We start from the raw sequence: 18011 nt of genomic DNA on the forward strand, positions 1-18011 counted from the left end.
CTGACTCGCGTGCAGCGAAGCTAGCTTCGCTACTCGTGAACCTTGGTTCTCGGATAGCGAAAATTGCTTCGCTGTAGTCCAAGGCGTAGCCGCTAACCGCACTGTTTGCGAAATTAGGTTCGCTCTTTTGCGAACATGCTTCGCTAACAGGGCGCCTGCGTTCGGATCAGCCGTCACAAGGAAGCAATTTCGCTATTTAGTTAAGTTCTCTTCGCAATTGCCCATCATCCCAACGTTCCACCTCCAACTATTCGTCCCCAACGAAGCAACTTCGCTATTTTGTGAAGCCAGCTTCGCTGTAGCTTGCCTTTTCGAGCACTGACTCGCGTGCAGCGAACCTAACTTCGCTACTCGTGAACCTTGGTTCTCGGATAGCGAAAATCGCTTCGCTGTAGTCCAAGGCGTAGCCGCTAACCTCACTTTTTGCGAAATTAGGTTCACTCTTTTGCGAACCTGCTTCGCTGTTGCCCAAGGCAAAGTTGCTAACCTCACTGTTAGCGAAATTTGGTTCACTCTTTTGCGAACCTGCTTCGCTAACACAGCGCCCGCGTTCGGATCAGCGGATCCCCCGTCACAAGGAAGCTCAATCGCCGGCTAGCGAACCGCAGCCGCCATAATCCAAGCACTCCCCCCAGCTCATCGCCAACAACAAACAACGAAAAAACCTGCCGCTCATCTGCGGCAGGTCTCCTATCAACACTATAGTGGAATACGAATGACGAATGTGATGCGCTCCATCTCGGTCGCGTACACCTGAATCGTTCCTTTGTACTTGTCTACGATCGATTTTACAATGTATAAGCCAAGGCCCTGATGATGGTCATCATCTTTCGTCGAGAACCCGGCTTCGAACAGCGGACTTTCGGATACGGTCGAAGCATCCTTGCATGTGTTGCTGATCTTGAACTCCAGATGCCCGTCGGCTTGATTGGCAATCAGCTCCACCTCCCGGCGTTGCTCCGCATAGCTCAGCACCTCGTCAAACGCATTATCAATGAGGTTGCCCAGCATCCGGTTCATATCGAGCGTCTTGATGCCCATCTCCAGCCTGTTCAAGCCGTTAAAGGTACAAGCAAACTCAATACGGTAGCTTTCGGCCTGCGAAATTTTGGAGCGGATCAACGCTGCGATTGCCGGATTGCCGATATTGATAATATCGTTCATCAGCCGGATCTCGCCGGTAAGCTCCTTCGTATATGCAATGAGCTCTTTCGATTTGTTTAGCTCCGCCAGCGAATGAATCGTCTGAACGTGATTCAGAAAATCATGGCGCTGTGCCCGAATCGCCTGGAACATCGAATTGATCTCATCGACGTAAGTTTGCTGCGCCACCTGTACCGCTTTTTCCCGCGATTGACGGTAGTAGTTCATTGCAATGGCTGCGATTGCCAGACTTAATCCCGTTACAATGATAATAATAAGGCCAATATTAATGAATTGCGAATCAAGCTTATTCTGAATGATTTGATAATCAGACACCAATGTCAACACATAGCTGTTAATCGGATTTCCGTTCTCATCTACGATGTTAATACCCTTGTCTTCTGTAAAAACAGGGATAAACATCTTCATTACATGCTGCCCGCCAATGTGCTCGTTTGCCGTTACGATTTTACCCGACTTATAGGCTATGGCAACGTTAGCGTCGTCCTTACTTAGCTTGTATTCGTAGGTTCCGTACATAATCGGCTTCTGCAAAATATGCTCCTGCAATTCGCCGTCTTCATTGACAGTCTCGAACGGACCTTTGCTGAACGTACTCGGGTTGATAACCGCTACTTCCAGCAGCGATTCGCTGTTTGCAAGCGATTTTTCGATCATCGAATTGACACCGGTTAGATTCTCATAATCCGCAAGCATCGTATAGCTGACATACGGATCGATAATATAGTTGGTCGATCCGTCATGGTAATAGCCCCATTTATAAATACTGCTTGGATCGGAGGAGGCTACCTCATACGGTCCGCTCCAGAAATTCGGCAGCGTCTGCCCGAGCCATTTAATGCTTACGTTCTTATCGTCAAACAACTGGTTGAAAGCGATATACCACGGGTCCCATGTCTTGGTTCCTTTTCCCAGCTGCTCATTCGGATCGGACGATTTATACATAATAATGTTGTCTTCGGTTCGCTTCAGCAGCGTAATATGCTCGACTGCCAGTTTTTTGCTCAACTCGCGGAGCTCCTCGTTCGTCACTTTCTCCACATCGGGATCCAGCGCATATTGGGCGGCGATTGCAACGGACCGCAGCTCACGGCCGATTTGCTCCTGAAACTTCTCCGCTCCCAAACGAGATTGCTCTACGGACAGCTCGATTTGTTTGGCTACAGCCTGCATCTCATGATTCATCGCCGTTTCAAGCGACCGCTTCGTCAGAAAATAATAGGCTGTATTATTTAATAGAATGATAACTACAATGATGCTAATCGCCATAAACCATATATTGCGCTGCATGAAGAGCTCCTTCTCTACTGTATATATTTTCCCCTCAGCCAGCCATCCGTTTGATGAGCAACCGAATTGCCCATTTTCTCTCGGTCCGTTTCTTATAACGCGGCAAAGCACGGTATAAGCGCAACCCTTCCTTAATTGCCTGAGCCGCATCCTGCTTCCGGTTCATCAGCTTATAAAGCGTAGCCAGCCGTTCGAAAGCTTCGCACGAAGAGGACTGAATGTCCTGAAACGAAGCAATATAAGATAGCGCTTTTTCCGTATTTGTTCTGGAATAGTAAGCAGCAAGCCGCAAATAAGGGGCTCCATATTTCACTCTCGGGTTCAACTCTAACGCCTTATGAACAGCAGCTTCGCCGCGTTCATGTTGTCCAAGCTCCAAGCAGCATAAGCCAAGATCATCCCAGTACTCTGCGGAATCCTCCAGCATTCTTTCCATAGGCTCAAGCAGCTCCAGCGCTTCACGGTATTTCTTCTTCTCTATTAGTATGCGTGCTGCTTCCTGCTTCGAGGAAGTGTCATTCGGAGCTAGTGCAATATGGCGCTTCAGCTTCCTCAATTGGCTTGATCGGCGCAGCGGCTTCATAAAGCTTGGAGTCAGCCCCACGAACCGGCGGTCAAGCGCATACAAAATAACGAGCAGCACGATAATGGCTATGAATGGATTCCCTGTCAGCCAGGTTAAAAAAACGAAAAGCAGTACTTTAGACATCGATCGGTATTCCCCCTACTTGGATAAGGAAGCCTGTAAATCCTATGTAAATCTTAATTAATAATAGCATACCGGCACGTTTGTGAGAATAATGAATGCTCCCTCCAGCTCATAAAATAAATGGTTTCGTGGAATATTACGGAAGTATTTCAGCCTGAATTTGAAAATTGAGGAGGAACTTCTCGATAATGTCAACGAATCGCCACGATGATGAAGAACAAACGCTGACGAACCGTCAAGGCCACCCGGTATCTGACAATCAGAACATGCGAACAGTTGGCAGCCGCGGACCCGCAACGCTGGAAAATTATCATTTCATTGAAAAAATTACGCATTTCGACCGGGAACGTGTACCGGAGCGAGTCGTTCATGCCAGAGGAGCCGGCGCTCACGGTTATTTCGAAGCCTATGGCACCTACGGGGACGAGCCGATCAGCAAGTACACAAGAGCCAAGCTGTTTCAGCAAAAAGGGCAGCGAACGCCTGTTTTCGTCCGCTTTTCCAGTGTTATTCATGGCGGGCACTCCCCAGAAACGCTGCGCGATCCTCGCGGCTTCGCTACCAAATTTTACACCGAGGATGGCAACTGGGATCTCGTCGGCAACAATCTGAAAATATTTTTCATCCGGGATGCTATTAAATTTCCCGACATGATCCATGCGTTCAAGCCAGATCCGGTAACGAACGTACAGGACATGGAGCGCTTCTTCGACTTCGTATCCAATACGCCGGAAGCGACCCATATGATTACCTTTCTGTTCTCCCCATGGGGGATTCCTGCTAATTACCGGCAAATGCAGGGCTCTGGCGTCAATACATACAAGTGGGTGAATTCCGAAGGCCAGGCGGTGCTTGTCAAATACCACTGGGAGCCGCTGCAAGGCATTCGCAATCTGACGCAGCATGAGGCCGAACAAATTCAAGCTAAAAACTTCAACCATGCCACACAGGATTTGTACGAAGCGATTGAGCGCGGCGACTTCCCCGCCTGGGAGCTAACCGTTCAGATCATGGAGGACGGAGAGCACCCCGAGCTTGATTTCGATCCGCTGGACGATACAAAGCTATGGGACCCGGACAAGTTCCCCATGGTGCCAGTCGGTAAAATGGTTCTGGATCAAAATCCGACGAATTACTTCGCCGAAGTGGAGCAAGCCGCATTCGGGACAGGCGTGCTTGTCGACGGTCTGGATTTTTCCGATGATAAAATGCTGCAGGGGCGCACCCTCTCCTATTCGGATACGCAGCGCTACCGCGTAGGCAGCAACTACTTGCAGCTGCCGATCAATGCGCCGAAGAAAAACGTAGCCACCAATCAGCGCGACGGCCAAATGGCTTTCTACGTCGATATTGCGCCGGGCCAAAATCCGCATATCAACTATGAGCCATCGTCGTTGAATGGCTTGCGGGAGGCTGAACCGGGCGGCAAACCCCATCAGCCCTCCTACAACGCCAGCCTTGTGAAGCAGCAAATCGAAAGAACGAATGATTTCGGCCAGGCCGGCGATACCTTCCGGAAATTTGAGCCGTGGGAGCGCGAGGAGCTGATCCGCAATTTGGGCGAGGCACTGGCTACCTGCAGCCCGGTCATTCAGCAAGCGATGATTGCCAATTGCACGAAAGCCGATTCCGAATATGGACGGCTGGTTGCAGAGGCGATCAAGCAAGCGGAAGCACTCGCCAGTCATGAAGGCACGCCAGCAGCCCGGGAAGGGATGGAGCTGTCCGAGGAGTTAGGCCAAAGAACGGACGGCTACTAACCTTTTCCTTGACGAAGCAGCCTTACGTTACTATCATTGAAGGTATCCAGCCTATGATAACGGCGTGTTACTTCAATGTGAACTTGAAGGCATGAGCCAAGAACAGAGCGGCCGGCCGGCACTGCCGGTGCGGTTCTCTTTTCTTGGCTCTTTTTGTCGGAATTTGGTATTCTATTACTGAACGGGGGGATCGCATCATGGCAGGTGCTTTTCGGATAGAACGCGTCATTGGCAACAATGTTCTATTGACGATTGACAGTCAGACAGAGAGAGAATATGTACTCGTCGGCAAAGGTCTCGGATTTACAGCTAAAAGCGGTACGCTTATCGATGGTAAAGATCCGAAAATAGAGAAAAAATTCCGTCTTGACGATACCGAGCAGGTTCAGCATTTTCAATCCTTGCTGGAGGATATCGATCCCGCCATTATCCGGATTACGGAGCAGACCGTCCAGCAAATTAAACAGCGGACCGGAGCGGCCGTCAGTCCTAAAGTGTATTTCGCCCTGCCAAGTCATATCCAATTCGCCGTGTTTCGATTGCGAAACGGTATGGACATCGTTAATCCCCTGTTAAATGAAACAAAAAGAAGCTTTCCTATTGAATTTGATATCGCCAGCCAGTTAGCTGAATGGATTAATGAACAGTTTCAAGTAGATATTCCGGAAGACGAAATCGGCTTTTTAACCTTTCATATCTATTCCGCCATTTACAACGTTCCTGTCGGACAGCTGGTTAAGCAGACCGAGCAAAATTCATGAGAGCGGTACCAACATAGAATCGACATCCGGGGAGCAAGGAGGAACCACTGGGCATGCTAACCAAGTTTTTTAGAAAAAGAGGAGCGGACACAGATGCCGTCGATATCCGCTCGCCGCTGACAGGGTCTGTCATTCCGCTCGCAAATGTTCCTGATGAAGCTTTTGCAGGGATGCACATGGGAGCAGGAATTGCGATTATGCCTGCCGACGGCAAGCTTATTGCTCCATTTGACGGTACGGTTGCTCATTTGATCTATACGCATCATGCGATCGTCATTGAGCATCCGTCCGGGCTGCAGCTTCTAATTCACTTAGGAATTAACACCGTTGCCTTGAATGGGGAATGCTTCAGCGTTCACGTGGAGACTGGCGATGCTTTCCTCGAGGGGCAGACGCTCATCGAATTCGATTCCGCAGCGATCTCTGCGGCAGGCTTCTCGATCGTATGTCCAATCGTTATTGCGAATGAAGAGGAAGTCAAGCAGCTCGACATCGTAGTAGAATCCCAGGATTATGTAACGGCGGGCAGGGACAGCCTTCTAAGCGCCGTAATGAACATATAGACGGAGTAAAAACGAGCGGCTCGAGGAGAGGATTATGATGCTCGCTTTTTTGCAAAAGATCGGCAAATCTTTAATGCTGCCTGTTGCCGCTCTTCCCGCTGCGGCTCTGCTTCAGCGCTTTGGCAAAATCGACTATGTGAAGGACTTTGGAATGGCCGATACCGGCAGATGGCTGAATCAATATGTAGCGCCTTTCCTTGAAGCCGGCGGGTCTGCTATTTTCGATCATTTGCCGCTTATATTTGCTGTCGGCATAGCAATCGGCTTGGCAGGCGATGCCGTTGCAGCTCTGGCTGCCGTCATCGCCTACCAGGTAATGATCACTGTACAGGCTAAAGTGCCTCTTGTGTTCAGCGGAATTGTCGATGCCGATACTGAGCTCAATATGGGAGTGATGGGCGGCATTATCGCCGGCTTTATCGCTTCTTATTTATACAACCGCTTTCATCGCATCCGGCTGCCGGACTGGCTTGGTTTTTTCAGCGGTAAACGATTCGTTCCCATCATTACTTCTCTCGTCATGGTTGTAGTCGCGATTGCGCTTGGCCTCGTGTGGGGACCGGTGCAAAACGGCTTTGACGCCATGGGCAATCATGTCGTTGCTCTCAACGGTATCGGCGCCTTTATATTTGGCGTAGCGAATCGGCTGCTGATTCCGTTTGGACTTCATCATGTGCTCAATTCGATCGCCTGGTTCCAGATCGGCAGCTTTACCGATGAGACAGGCCGTATCGTCAACGGTGATCTGTGGCGTTTCTTTGCCGGAGACAAGACGGCCGGCATGTTTATGACCGGCTTTTTCCCCATTATGATGTTTGCTCTTCCCGCAGGAGCGCTCGCCATCATCCATACCGCGAAGCCCGCCAAGCGGAAATTGATCGCATCCGTCTTTATCGGGACGGCCTTCGCATCCTTTCTGACCGGCATTACCGAGCCGCTTGAATTTGCTTTTATGTTCACCGCTCCTGTCCTGTACGGCCTTCACGCCCTTATGATGGGGCTATCCGGTTATATTATGATGGAGCTTGGCGTCAAGCATGGCTTTGGCTTCTCTGCAGGCTTCATCGATTATGTCATCAACTTTCAGTTGGCGACGAAACCGCTGCTAATCATTCCTGTAGGGCTGGCTTTTGCCGTCGTTTACTATTTCTTGTTTCGATTCGCAATTATTAAATTCAATCTCCGGACGCCGGGCCGCGAGGATGACGACATTGTGGAGAGCGTCTCTGCCGATGGAGCCGTCCTTTCAGCAGAGATCGAGCTTGACCGAATTATGGCCGCCTTGGGCGGAGCCTCTAACATAACGGGTATCGATGCTTGCATCACCCGGCTGCGTCTCGTCGTTACGAATGAAAAAGCCGTCGATGACAAACAGTTAAAATCTCTTGGAGCAGCAGGTGTTATCCGGCTTGGCGGAGGCGCTGTTCAAATTGTGTTCGGGACCCGCTCGGAGACGATAAAAGATGATATTATGAAGCTGCTATAGCGATAAGCGATGAGCCAGCTTTAAGAAAAGGAGCGGAAACCATGCAACATGACTACATGATCCGAAATCCGCTGGGCATCCATGCAAGACCGGCCCGCAGAATCGTTGAAGCGGCAAAAGGCTACCCCTGCTCCATTACACTTGTGAAAGAGGGGCGAAGCTTCAACGCCAGAAGCCTCGTACACATTCTCTCCATAGGGGCCAAATTTGGCGACACCATTACGGTTATAGCGGACGGTGACCAAGCAGATGCAGCTATTGCCGCTATTGGCTCGCTCCTTGTAAAGGTCGAGAATTTGACGGATAAGGAACGGTAGATAATAAGCTAATAAACAAGACAGCCTGAACGTTCAGGCTGTCTTTCGCATTATGATGACTATATAAGGAGCTTTAACTGTTAGCCGGAACTGGAATTGTAAAGCTGAAGCTTGTCCATATCCACAATAAATCCATTTGGCTTTAGAACATCAAGCCCTAGCAGTCCCAGATGTGACTTTGGGAGTATACCGATATCTACCTCTACTTGCTCAGCCTTAAAATGACCAATTTGAATATAGTCCATTACTTTCGTATAAAAAGAAACGGTTCCGCCTACGCCATATGCTTCGTAAACAGAATCTCCATTTTCGTATGTAACTCCTATAGCTTCCAAAGCATCAGGGCTGAAAACAGTATGCGAAGAGCCGGTATCGATAATAATATGTGGAATTTGTACTGTTTTGCCGCGAAAACAAAGAGTGATTGCCGTAGTCAATAGCTGTCCGTCATCATTTATCTTCATAATTGACGCCTCACCCTCAAAAACGAATCCTTACGCAAATGAATTACACAATTCTCATTGGAAGTATGATAGACAATGCTTCCTGGATCAGCGTTAAAGAATGCCTTATTCGCTTCTTGCTGTGGAATCGCCCTTATCGGAGCAACTTCCGTTATAATTTTTTGGTCATCCAGCACGTTGTAATCAAGGATAGAAAGCAATACAAATTGATCGGGAAACAATTCTCTGACTTGCTGCCATTTCATCGTTAGCCCCCCACTGATATTATGTTTTTATTTTAACATAATGTTTATTTCAATATGGGTAATTACCGATAAATGATGTTAAAAAAAGGACGGTCTGTCAGGCCGGTGGCGACCTGACAGACCGTCTATGACCCGCATGGCTGCGGGTCTGTCCTAGAATGGTATCAACTGTGGGGTTGATAGCTTTATTTTAAACAGCAAACCTTAATTCAATATTAAATGTATTTGTCGAATGCTTGTCGAAACCATGACTAAACCGTGAAGGCAACAATCCCCTCATTCGCTACCGGAAACGCTTCCTTGTCAAATTATTGGAAACATGCCCTTAACATCATCGCGCAGCGCCCATTTTCCCCGCATACAGCACCATTGCAACAGCCCCTTCATACTATAAGTTGACTGTATCCCTTAACCTTGTTAAACCATAAAAACCCGAGCAAGGAGGGGTGACAAACTTTGAAGGGTAGCGACCATAAGAGCAAGTTTTTATTGACTCATCGTGAACGCGAGGTATTCGAGCTGCTGGTGCAGGACAAAACAACGAGAGACATTGCACAGCAATTGTTCATCAGCGAGAAAACCGTTCGCAACCATATTTCGAATGTCATGCAGAAATTGAACGTAAAAGGTCGTTCGCAAGCGGTTGTCGAGCTGATCAAGCTTGGGGAGTTACAAATCTAACATATATAAAAGCCTCTCCATTCTTGTTGTGTAACCATTTCAAAGCACCTGACTATAACGGGAAAGAGACAGCATAGTCGTCCATGCTGCCTCTTTCCCGTTTTGCTTTTTTATTTATTCCTGAAGCTTCGCATGTATAATGAGCCGGTGCGTCGACTTCCCAAGCGGCGTACAAGTAATAAGCGTCAGCAGCTTATCCTTGTTGTTATAGTTGAGGACAGATACGTCCGTTGGATTCACGACGGAGGTCTGATACACCTTATATGTAAACGTCTTGTTTTGCTGCGTAATCGTTATTTTATCCCCGACTTTAACCTCGTTCAACCGATTGAACAATCTTCCCTTTGTTTTGGCCCGGTGCGCCGCAATTGCTGCGTTGCCAACCTCACCGATAGCTGCCGTCTCCTTCAAGTGAGCGGCGCCGTACTTCATATTATGCTGCGTAGCCCCTTCCAGTATCGGAAGCTTAACCTTAATCGAAGGAATAGAGATCGTTCCGATTGTCTCCAGTTCAGGCTCTTCTTGCTTTGGCGCTTCGCTGGCGGCGGGCTCTGCATTGGTCTCTGTATTGGCTTCATTGAACAAATCGGTAAGCTGAGCATAACGGTCAATGACGCTGTCTTCCGCAGTTTCATCCAAGGTTTGCTGCTCCCATTGCTCCATGAGCCTGTCCTGCTGCCAATTTGCATACCACTCGCTTCCTTTAGGGTAAGCTAACACAAGTATGCCAACTATAATTAATAAATAGGATAATTTTCTCATCTATTTCGACCCGCCTTCCCATGACCATCTATCCATATACACTTTAAAGCAATCGTCATGAAGGGTCAATCACTAACTGGAAAATAATACACAATCATTAAAAAACCGGCTGCAGCAGATGCAGCCGGTAATACAATTTGATTAACGGTTATCGTCGTAAATCAGATTGTCATTGTGATAAGTCTTGCTTTGCATGCCTTTATACGCATTGTTGAGATAGTGGTTCGTTGTATTCATTCGAGCGGCATTAGCCGGGAATAACCGTTCTGCCATCGCGTTAAACTCGGCTACAAAGCCTTGAATCGGATGACCAAGCTTCACATCGTTCGTGTAGCTGTTCATTCGGGTTACAAAATCCGGATTAGCAGATACGTAGACGTTTTTAACGTTCGGATGCAATTTTTTCACTTCATCAGCAATTTCCTGCTTCACTTTCGCTGTCAGAGCCGATTCACCGGTCGACATCGCGCTGTATTTTTTATGCGTTTCAGCCACAGGATTATTTGAAGTGTAACCCATATGCGTGCGGCTCAGCGCCTTTGGACTTGTTTTGTTGAAATGATCCTCGAACGATACCGCAACATAGGCATTGTTATCCGTCAACAACACATACGAAGATTTCACTGTACCAAGAGCTGTAATGCGGTCCGCAATATCTTGGCTCATTTCCATTTTATAATTTTTATGACTGCCAACGATATTGTTGCTGTTCAGCCGGCGACCATCCACCCGGTTCATTTCATTCATCTGATCGTTAGCAAATCGTTTAGCCGTATAATTGCCGTTTATTCCAGTGTTGCGAATAATATTGCCATTTGCATCGTAACGGACGCTGTTTGGCCGAATGTTGCGGTTGCCCAAATCACCTTGGTTTGCTGCACAGCCAGCCAGCATAGCCGTTACTGCAATACTTGCCGCCGACAATAAAATAAAGGGTTTACGCATAATTTTCGCATTCCTCCACATTCATATTTGGTCAGCTACCCTCTAATAGCCTTCTCGAATGAAGGTTCAGCTATGCGATGAGGCCTTGACAACTTATATGAAGAGGAGTATTTTATTATCAAGTCTTAGTATCAGGTACTAATCATATCGTAAATTTGAAAATATGGGAGTGTATTATCGATGACACAAAGCCTCAGCCATACGCCAACGCTTCACTCAAATGCGGCAATTACTGCAATTGGAACTTATATTCCCGATCGTATACTTAATAATGCTGATTTAGAAAAAATGGTGGAAACGTCTGATGAATGGATCGTTCAGCGTACGGGCATCAGTGAGCGCCGAATTTCCGCTGAGCTGCAGTTCACTAGCGATTTGTGCATTGAAGCGGTTCGCAACATGGCCAGCCGCTATGCGGTTGATCTATCCAGTGTTGATTATATTATCGTCGCAACCTCCACTCCTGATTCCATCGTGCCAAGTGTTGCATCACGCGTACAAGATGCCTTTGGCATCGAAAATTGCGGCACTGTCGATATTCAAGCTGCCTGCGCAGGCTTTACTGCCGCAATCCAGCTCGCCAATGGCCTGCTGTTATCCGGCGTTTACCGGAAAATCATTGTTTTGGGCGCAGAGACCTTGTCCAAAGTAACGGATTACACCGACCGCACGACCTGCATCTTATTCGGCGACGGCGCCGGCGCTTTCTTGATGGAAGCGGTCGATGCAAATACGGATGGAGGCGGCAGTCTTATTGCCGCAAGCTCGAGTACAGAAGGATCGGGCGGCCATTTGCTGTACCGCAGCAGCTTGTCCCCTGTCATTAACAACCAAGAAATTATTGCAACGAGCAATCTGGTACAGAACGGGCGGGAGGTTTATCGTTGGGCGATTAGTCAGGTTGCTGCTGGCGTAATCGGCTTAATTGACAAAAGCGGCCTCTCGGCCGCTCAAATCGACTGGTTCGTGCCACATAACGCCAACCAGCGTATTATTGACGCATTATGCGATAAAACCGGCATCTCCCCTGAAAAAGCGCTTAGCAGTATCGCCAAATACGGCAACACATCGGCTGCTTCAATACCGCTGGCGCTTGACGATGCTGTACGTGAAGATAAAATAAACACGGGCGATACGATGCTGTTGTACGGCTTTGGCGGCGGTTTAACGCAGGCAGGCGTTATCCTTCGCTGGTCGCTGTAATTTTAATTGACCGGGATCAAATGAGGAAACAATATAGATAACATGGTATGAATCCGGTTCGCATACGTATGCTCACGCAATGTGCGCCACATGCCCCGGATCGCGATATCCCGCCGCTCCTGCTCATGATGCAAATAATAATCCAGCTTCTCCACAAGATCCTGAGGCGATGTATATGTGACGATCTCGGAGCCAGGCGTGTAGAAGGAAGCAAGGTCATCCCTGACGTCACATAGCTGCAGGACAGCGCAAGCGGCAATCTCGAAGGTGCGGGGATTAGGCGATGCCGCCGTAACTGCCAGCTTGTTCCGGTTGAAATCAGGGTCATCATGCGCACGATGCATATTGATTACGATTTTGGAGGCGTTGTAAGCAAGGGCGGTTCCTTGCGGGTCCATCCAATTGCCCAGCTTGATTTTATCCCGAAGCAAATCAAATTTATCCAGCCGGTCCCACCATATGCCGGAGATGAGCGTGTTCCGGGTCGCCAAGTATTGAGCCGCTCCGTTAAAGAAACGAACCCGGTTCATATAGGCCGAACCGATAAAGCTGATCTCCTTCCGGCTGGACATCTCCGGATTCACCGGATGATATTGCTCGGGCGAAGCGCAGAACGGCAAATAATGAACCGATGGACAGCCGATCTGCCGGTACAGCTCCACACAGTTTCGCTCTAACGTAAAGACGACATCATAATGAGGCACCAGTGTCACGCTCATATCGGTGTAATAAGGATCATCCGTCATCCAGATCGCTGTCCTTATGCCCGCTTCTTTCATCGCAATGACTTGCTTGATGTCAAACTGCAAGCCGTCCAGAACGATGACGATATCCGGTCTGACTTGCGAGGCGATTTCAGCAACCGGCTGCTCCGCGTTGACGATGCTCAAGCTCGCAACCATGCGCGATAGTGTAGCTCCGACTGCCTCATCAAGAGGCGAATAGGGAAAGCCTTTTCCTGTCTCGACAAACATGGCATGTACCGGCCAAACAGCCGAAACCGGCGGAATGCTGCCCCGTACCGCTTCGCATTGCCCATACCAATAGCCGTGATCATAGCCGGTGCGGAAACCGTCCGTCTGCCCGACTTCTAATGAATTCATCGTTATCCTTCTCGTTGGCGAAGGCGTTTTTTTTGCCACAATCGACAGCTCCTTCGTTATCCCGGCCATTTGCCGCTTGTTCAGATGCTTATCATTGCTATCAGTATATGCCTGGCCTGTCAGCCGCACATCGTCACTTGTCACGGTTCATAAAAATTGGCTTTGGCCCTCTCAGCGGCGCAAACCGATGCAAAAAAAGAGTCCAGTTCCCAATCCGCATGTTCATCGAACACGGATCAGAAACTGGACTCTGTTCTTTACCTTAAGGCGCTTGCTCGTAGGCCAGCTGATGGCCGTCCTCAAACCCTTTCGCAAACCCGGCGTGATAGCCGTCATTGTAAGTCTGGTTGAAGCCCTCCAGATAGGTCCCGGACGGCACCGGAACCCTCTTCCGGCTGGACGCTTTCCGTCTGGATATCTTTTTCCTGCCAGTTACGCGCTTCCGCAGCGGCGGGCGCCCTCCTTTACGGGTACGTGCCGTCCGTTTCGTCCGGCGTTTGCGGATGACAGAACTCTTCTTCTTCTTCATCTTGTTCGCCTCCCGTCATTGATGACCTTCTCATTCGTGTCTATTCGCATCCGAATGCAATTGCGTGTTCAGCCAAGGGCGAGCCGGCTTGCCGGTTCTTCTTGCGCTTCGCCGCAGCGGCCATCCGGCAACCGACCCCGCCATCGACTCCTGCAATTGAGTCAGCAGCCTCACGTTTTCTCCGATATGCTTAGCCGCCTCAGGCGACCAGTCGGTAAGGTCTGCAACTGTACTGAGAATACGGGACAGAGCATGCTGGCTCTTCGCTATTGAAGCAATAAGCTCCAGCTTCACCTCTCGCTCCGCAATGTCGAGGCGGCTCAATCGGAACCCCCGTATCCGCCGTAATCCATAGAATCATCATCTGAATCTTGGGGCAATACGGCACGGAGTATCGAGACGATGCCTTGGCTCATTTTGTTGACCCCATCCAGCACTTCGATAATTTGGTCATGCATCAGAATCGACTGCTTCAACTGCAAATGATCGCCGTTGAAGGAATCGGCTGATATATGATTGCAGATCCAATTGCGGGCTTTCTCCGCTTCTTCTGCTTTTGCTTCCAGCATAATCGCGACGTTCCACTGCATGTTGGCGGTTGCGCCAAGCATGCGCATATAAGCCTGCTCACGATCCATCGCGTTCCGCCTCCTTCGCCGCTTCTAAATTACTCTTCCTCTTCAGAGTTCAGTTCACGAATCATGAACGTCAGCTGAGAGGCCAGCGTTTCTTCCAAATCAGCAATGCTATTCAAATAAGAAACCACGCTTCCGAGAACGGCTTGCGAATTCGTCAGCAGTCCTTCCGTGCCTCCAAAATTAGGCTGCTCATCGGGAATGGCTTTGACTACCTCAGCCATGCGTACCGTGACGTCGCGCTTTGACTCTATAATTCTTGCCATCTGGCTGTGCGAATGCGATAAATGCGCCATGATCTCCGTTACGAGATGCTGCATGGCCTTCCCTCCGTTCTGCCTGAGCCCTTCGTAACAGCATATGCGCTGTTCAGAAAGCTGATACTACCGTTTACAACCGCTGACGAAGCTTCACAGGCGAAATCAAGGGCAGTCCTTCCGGCATATCGGCCAGCTGCTCCCGTGTAATTGCAGCTATCGGCCGCTCATTGAGCGCCCATGCTTTGGCAGCTGTGTCGGTAACGATGCGCCTTTTCGAGCCATGTTCAATATAATAGAGAAAACCGTCAAGACCGCTTGCCACTTTGCCGTGCTGATCAAGGCCTTGCACCGACTCATGAACTCCCAGCCATCTCGCGCCTGCTTCCTGCTCGTTCAACGTTTCACCGATTGCCCATCGCTTCATGTTCACCTGTGACAGACGGATGACAGGACCGTGCCACTCCCCTTCAACCGGCCTGCGGAACCCATTTTCGATCCAATACACGGTCTCGCCAGTCCCCTGCACTGCAACGCCTTCCGGATAGAAGGACGCCTCGCCCCGCTCCGGATGCTGCGTACCGCCTTGCAGCGTTCCGCTGCGCAGATGATGAATCCACTCGTACGGATTGCTCCACTTATCCATATAATAGACCATGTTGCGATTATTCACTTCCGACAGCTGATCACCAAGCGCCTTCATGCTGACGCTCCCGAAATGGTGAATAAAGCAGTCACGGGCAATAACCAATGAGTAGCCTTGCATACGGACCCGCACGTTATAATCATCGTCCTCGAAGTTGCCGATTTCAAAGCCTTCATCCAAATAGCCGATCTTTTCCCACAGCTCCCTGCGGAACAATAGGCAAAAACCCGGAAGACGATCGGTAGGCTGCCATTTCTTCGGATCGGAAACGTTGTTCATTCTAGCAAACTCCGGCATGTCAGCTACATCCTGATAGGGAACGCTAATCTGCTGATCGCCGCTAATATAGTTGGTAACCGGCCCTACCATTCCAATATGCGGATCGCTGTTCAAGCAAGCCATCAAATTTTCCAGCCAGTTTTCAGTCACGAGCGTATCATTATTCAAGACTAGCATCGTCGTCCCTTTGGCCATCATCAATCCTCTATTAACTGCGCCAGCAAACCCGTAATTTTCCGATAAAATGCGATAGCGCACCTGCCCGCCCAGACTGCTCAGATAAGCTGCCGACTCATCGGTCGAAGCATTGTCTACGACGATAATTTCATAGGGAAGCTCTGTATTGTCAGCAATGCTTTCCAGGCAGGACTTTAAATAACCAACTTGATTGTAGCTCGGGATAATGATGCTTGTGCCCTCAAATAGCGACTCGTAGCAGCTGTATCCGCTTTGCAGTCCTTGATTATATCCCGCTTCCATTCCAGCCTGATAACTGCCGGCAGCCTGCCTTATCGTTTTTGCCGCCGAACGTGATGCTCTGGATTTGAGACGGCGGACGCGCCGCAGCTTTCGTCTCATCGTGCTGATCTCTCCTGTCTACTCATATTTCCCCATAAGCTGAGAGGCGGCCTCATGCAAGGACTCAAACGTGCCTGCATCCGTCCACCAGCCCGTCAGCTTGCGGTAGGTCAACAGACCGGCTTTCGCGTAAATGTTATTCAAATCGGTAATTTCCAATTCGCCCCTGCCGGATGGCGTTATTTGTTCGATAAGTTTAAATACATGCGAGTCGTACATATAGATGCCCGTCACGCATAGATCGCTTTGCGGATCTTTCGGCTTCTCGTCGATTCGCTCAATGATGCCGGAGGAATGAAACACCGGTATACCGTAACGTTCAGGATCACCCACTTGCTTCAGCAGCACCATCGCTCCGCCCGGCTGAAGCGCATAGCTTTCAACGTAGGGACGCAGCTCTTCTTCGAATAAATTGTCGCCAAGCAGCACGACGAATTTCTCGCCTTCTGCAATGAAAGGCCGGGCCAGCTGCAGCGCATCGGCAATACCGCCCGCCTCCTCCTGAATGCGGTACGTAATGGATACGCCAAATAAAGAACCGCTGCCCAAATATTGTGCGAACATGCCTAGAGCATGTCTCCCAGTGACGAGTAAAATATCAACGATGCCTGCCTTCTTCAAGCTGTTGATGCCATAATAAATCATAGGATGCTTGCCCACCGGGAGCATATGTTTGTTCATAAGCGAGGTTAGCGGCATTAACCGCGTCCCCGTCCCCCCGGCCAAAATAACTGCCTTCACTGATGAAATGCCTCCGTTCCACGGTAAAATCGAAGCAGATTCGGCATACGGATACCGGTCAAAAAACCATTTCGCGATTGCGATAAAGATCTTTATATCCGCCCCGCTCATCCGTCTGGGAGATTAGCCAATGCACCGCCTCCAGATGATCGCCTACGATTAGCCGCTCCAGCGGATTACGCCTCTCCCTCTGCCGCCGCGGCTTATTCATTTTACCGACATTGACGGGATACACGGCCGCCACATTTAGTCCTAGCTTGACGGCCTTAGCCTGCGCGAGCGGAGGTACGGATAGAGCTTCTGCGCCTATCGTCTCCAAGCAGCGGCGGCTGATCGCATGAGGCACTGCCGTAAACGATACGCCTTTTAAGTCACGCCTCTGGAGAACCGCATTCAAGGCATGCTTCGCCAATACGACGCTATGAACGACTTGCTTGCGAACAGGACCGGAATAATCGTTCAATGCGGCATCAACGCCCCCCATCACCGAACGTATGAATGGGCGAAGCTTGGCAGCCGGAATGACCATATCGCCGTCTATGAAAAGCAAAATATCTCCCTTCGCCGCCACGGCGCCTACGCTTCTTCCCACATCGTGCCCGAGCGGCTTTGCGAACTGCAGCACCTTGGCTCCCATCCGCGATGCAATCGCTGCCGAGCCGTCTGTCGAGCCATTGGCCACGACAATTATTTCCGTACGAGGATGGACGCGAGCGGCTTCCCGGATAACGCGCCGGATCGTCGCCCGTTCATTCATAACCGGAATAATGACCGATACGAGCGGTTGCGCGTCTGCTGCCGGGATTGGTGCGGCATTCTTTTTGCGACTTGCCCGTTTCATCCGCTTCAATCACCTCGAAATTTTCCCTGAAAGGGTATAGTTCTATAAAGA

General features: G+C 49.6%; 20 protein-coding genes and 1 pseudogene. 7 read left to right on the forward strand and 14 right to left on the reverse strand.

The genetic code is table 11. From position 1 onward, the window contains the following. Positions 1-699: 699 nt before the first annotated feature. Positions 700-2454 (reverse strand): sensor histidine kinase, encoded by a 1755-nt coding sequence (locus ACFVVF_RS10325; RefSeq protein WP_387808020.1) that lies wholly within the window; start codon positions 2452-2454, stop codon positions 700-702. Positions 2455-2488: 34 nt separating this feature from the next. After that, complete coding sequence (locus ACFVVF_RS10330) at positions 2489-3163, reverse strand: tetratricopeptide repeat protein (protein WP_387808022.1); 675 nt, start codon at positions 3161-3163, stop codon at positions 2489-2491. 215 nt (positions 3164-3378) lie between these two features. Here ACFVVF_RS10330 and ACFVVF_RS10335 point away from each other — a divergent pair. From ACFVVF_RS10335 to ACFVVF_RS10355, 5 genes and pseudogenes are all read left to right on the forward strand, one after another. Further along, positions 3379-4923, forward strand: a pseudogene (locus tag ACFVVF_RS10335) (catalase); the annotation flags it as partial. Between the two features lie 197 nt (positions 4924-5120). Continuing rightward, complete coding sequence (locus ACFVVF_RS10340) at positions 5121-5684, forward strand: PRD domain-containing protein (protein ID WP_387808025.1); 564 nt, start codon at positions 5121-5123, stop codon at positions 5682-5684. A gap of 53 nt (positions 5685-5737) precedes the next feature. Further along, on the forward strand, positions 5738-6247 hold the full coding sequence (locus tag ACFVVF_RS10345) for a PTS sugar transporter subunit IIA (RefSeq protein ID WP_387808028.1): 510 nt from the start codon (positions 5738-5740) through the stop codon (positions 6245-6247). Positions 6248-6284: 37 nt separating this feature from the next. Then, on the forward strand, positions 6285-7733 hold the full coding sequence (locus ACFVVF_RS10350; RefSeq protein WP_387808999.1) for a PTS transporter subunit EIIC: 1449 nt from the start codon (positions 6285-6287) through the stop codon (positions 7731-7733). A 41-nt stretch (positions 7734-7774) separates the two neighbouring features. Further along, a complete protein-coding gene (locus ACFVVF_RS10355) occupies positions 7775-8050 on the forward strand; it encodes an HPr family phosphocarrier protein (RefSeq protein ID WP_387808030.1) in 276 nt (91 codons plus the stop codon). Positions 8051-8130: 80 nt separating this feature from the next. Here ACFVVF_RS10355 and ACFVVF_RS10360 read toward each other — a convergent pair whose 3' ends face one another. Next, the gene (locus ACFVVF_RS10360) at positions 8131-8514 is read right to left on the reverse strand and encodes a retropepsin-like aspartic protease (protein WP_387808033.1); all 384 of its coding nucleotides are present in this window, start codon (positions 8512-8514) and stop codon (positions 8131-8133) included. Next, a complete protein-coding gene (locus ACFVVF_RS10365; protein WP_387808035.1) occupies positions 8511-8759 on the reverse strand; it encodes a hypothetical protein in 249 nt (82 codons plus the stop codon). Before ACFVVF_RS10365 ends, ACFVVF_RS10360 begins: the two co-directional genes overlap by 4 nt. A gap of 456 nt (positions 8760-9215) precedes the next feature. Between ACFVVF_RS10365 and ACFVVF_RS10370 the strand changes: the two genes are divergently transcribed. Then, positions 9216-9440, forward strand: a complete 225-nt coding sequence (locus tag ACFVVF_RS10370; RefSeq protein ID WP_006040330.1) for a helix-turn-helix domain-containing protein — start codon at positions 9216-9218, stop codon at positions 9438-9440. A gap of 114 nt (positions 9441-9554) precedes the next feature. Here the strand turns inward: ACFVVF_RS10370 and ACFVVF_RS10375 are convergent, their stop codons facing one another. Both ACFVVF_RS10375 and ACFVVF_RS10380 read right to left on the reverse strand, forming a co-directional pair. Further along, positions 9555-10202 (reverse strand): class D sortase, encoded by a 648-nt coding sequence (locus tag ACFVVF_RS10375; protein WP_387808037.1) that lies wholly within the window; start codon positions 10200-10202, stop codon positions 9555-9557. Positions 10203-10343: 141 nt separating this feature from the next. Continuing rightward, complete coding sequence (locus ACFVVF_RS10380; protein WP_387808040.1) at positions 10344-11147, reverse strand: YhcN/YlaJ family sporulation lipoprotein; 804 nt, start codon at positions 11145-11147, stop codon at positions 10344-10346. Positions 11148-11327: 180 nt separating this feature from the next. On the opposite strand from ACFVVF_RS10380, the gene ACFVVF_RS10385 reads away from it, so the two are divergent. Further along, positions 11328-12350 (forward strand): ketoacyl-ACP synthase III, encoded by a 1023-nt coding sequence (locus ACFVVF_RS10385; RefSeq protein WP_387808043.1) that lies wholly within the window; start codon positions 11328-11330, stop codon positions 12348-12350. A gap of 2 nt (positions 12351-12352) precedes the next feature. On the opposite strand, the gene ACFVVF_RS10390 is transcribed toward ACFVVF_RS10385, so the two are convergent. The 8 genes from ACFVVF_RS10390 to ACFVVF_RS10425 all read right to left on the reverse strand — a co-directional run bounded on the left by ACFVVF_RS10390 (position 12353) and on the right by ACFVVF_RS10425 (position 17960). Beyond that, entirely contained in the window at positions 12353-13453 is a 1101-nt protein-coding gene (locus ACFVVF_RS10390; RefSeq protein ID WP_483875028.1) for a CgeB family protein, read from the reverse strand. Positions 13454-13715: 262 nt separating this feature from the next. Beyond that, positions 13716-13982 (reverse strand): hypothetical protein, encoded by a 267-nt coding sequence (locus tag ACFVVF_RS10395; protein WP_387808048.1) that lies wholly within the window; start codon positions 13980-13982, stop codon positions 13716-13718. Between the two features lie 30 nt (positions 13983-14012). Further along, complete coding sequence (locus ACFVVF_RS10400; RefSeq protein ID WP_387808050.1) at positions 14013-14306, reverse strand: hypothetical protein; 294 nt, start codon at positions 14304-14306, stop codon at positions 14013-14015. Then, positions 14303-14620: an alpha-helical endospore appendage domain-containing protein gene (locus tag ACFVVF_RS10405; RefSeq protein ID WP_387808053.1), complete on the reverse strand. Its 318-nt coding sequence runs from the start codon at positions 14618-14620 to the stop codon at positions 14303-14305. Before ACFVVF_RS10405 ends, ACFVVF_RS10400 begins: the two co-directional genes overlap by 4 nt. 29 nt (positions 14621-14649) lie before the next feature. Continuing rightward, positions 14650-14883 carry a nucleoside-diphosphate sugar epimerase gene (locus ACFVVF_RS10410; RefSeq protein ID WP_387808056.1) on the reverse strand — a complete coding sequence of 78 codons (234 nt, stop codon included), beginning with the start codon at positions 14881-14883 and terminating at the stop codon, positions 14650-14652. A 124-nt stretch (positions 14884-15007) separates the two neighbouring features. Beyond that, positions 15008-16378, reverse strand: a complete 1371-nt coding sequence (locus ACFVVF_RS10415) for a glycosyltransferase family 2 protein (protein ID WP_387808058.1) — start codon at positions 16376-16378, stop codon at positions 15008-15010. 18 nt (positions 16379-16396) lie between these two features. Next, a complete protein-coding gene (locus ACFVVF_RS10420; protein WP_387809002.1) occupies positions 16397-17119 on the reverse strand; it encodes a sugar phosphate nucleotidyltransferase in 723 nt (240 codons plus the stop codon). Positions 17120-17177: 58 nt separating this feature from the next. Further along, a complete protein-coding gene (locus tag ACFVVF_RS10425) occupies positions 17178-17960 on the reverse strand; it encodes a glycosyltransferase family 2 protein (protein ID WP_387808061.1) in 783 nt (260 codons plus the stop codon). Positions 17961-18011 lie beyond the last annotated feature (51 nt).

The sequence above is a fragment of the Paenibacillus sp. NPDC058174 genome (assembly GCF_042883865.1).
Lineage (GTDB): Bacteria > Bacillota > Bacilli > Paenibacillales > Paenibacillaceae > Pristimantibacillus.

Excerpts from the sequence above, each read along its gene's own strand:
- ACFVVF_RS10365 (WP_387808035.1), bottom strand. The coding sequence starts at position 8,759 with ATGAAATGGCAGCAAGTCAGAGAATTGTTTCCCGATCAATTTGTATTG.
- ACFVVF_RS10390 (WP_483875028.1), bottom strand. The coding sequence starts at position 13,453 with ATGAATTCATTAGAAGTCGGGCAGACGGACGGTTTCCGCACCGGCTAT.
- ACFVVF_RS10360 (WP_387808033.1), bottom strand. The coding sequence starts at position 8,514 with ATGAAGATAAATGATGACGGACAGCTATTGACTACGGCAATCACTCTT.
- ACFVVF_RS10415 (WP_387808058.1), bottom strand. The coding sequence starts at position 16,378 with ATGAGACGAAAGCTGCGGCGCGTCCGCCGTCTCAAATCCAGAGCATCA.
- ACFVVF_RS10375 (WP_387808037.1), bottom strand. The coding sequence starts at position 10,202 with ATGAGAAAATTATCCTATTTATTAATTATAGTTGGCATACTTGTGTTA.
- ACFVVF_RS10340 (WP_387808025.1), top strand. The coding sequence starts at position 5,121 with ATGGCAGGTGCTTTTCGGATAGAACGCGTCATTGGCAACAATGTTCTA.
- ACFVVF_RS10380 (WP_387808040.1), bottom strand. The coding sequence starts at position 11,147 with ATGCGTAAACCCTTTATTTTATTGTCGGCGGCAAGTATTGCAGTAACG.
- ACFVVF_RS10385 (WP_387808043.1), top strand. The coding sequence starts at position 11,328 with ATGACACAAAGCCTCAGCCATACGCCAACGCTTCACTCAAATGCGGCA.
- ACFVVF_RS10325 (WP_387808020.1), bottom strand. The coding sequence starts at position 2,454 with ATGCAGCGCAATATATGGTTTATGGCGATTAGCATCATTGTAGTTATC.
- ACFVVF_RS10395 (WP_387808048.1), bottom strand. The coding sequence starts at position 13,982 with ATGAAGAAGAAGAAGAGTTCTGTCATCCGCAAACGCCGGACGAAACGG.
- ACFVVF_RS10355 (WP_387808030.1), top strand. The coding sequence starts at position 7,775 with ATGCAACATGACTACATGATCCGAAATCCGCTGGGCATCCATGCAAGA.
- ACFVVF_RS10425 (WP_387808061.1), bottom strand. The coding sequence starts at position 17,960 with ATGAAACGGGCAAGTCGCAAAAAGAATGCCGCACCAATCCCGGCAGCA.
- ACFVVF_RS10405 (WP_387808053.1), bottom strand. The coding sequence starts at position 14,620 with ATGGATCGTGAGCAGGCTTATATGCGCATGCTTGGCGCAACCGCCAAC.
- ACFVVF_RS10350 (WP_387808999.1), top strand. The coding sequence starts at position 6,285 with ATGCTCGCTTTTTTGCAAAAGATCGGCAAATCTTTAATGCTGCCTGTT.
- ACFVVF_RS10410 (WP_387808056.1), bottom strand. The coding sequence starts at position 14,883 with ATGGCAAGAATTATAGAGTCAAAGCGCGACGTCACGGTACGCATGGCT.
- ACFVVF_RS10345 (WP_387808028.1), top strand. The coding sequence starts at position 5,738 with ATGCTAACCAAGTTTTTTAGAAAAAGAGGAGCGGACACAGATGCCGTC.
- ACFVVF_RS10330 (WP_387808022.1), bottom strand. The coding sequence starts at position 3,163 with ATGTCTAAAGTACTGCTTTTCGTTTTTTTAACCTGGCTGACAGGGAAT.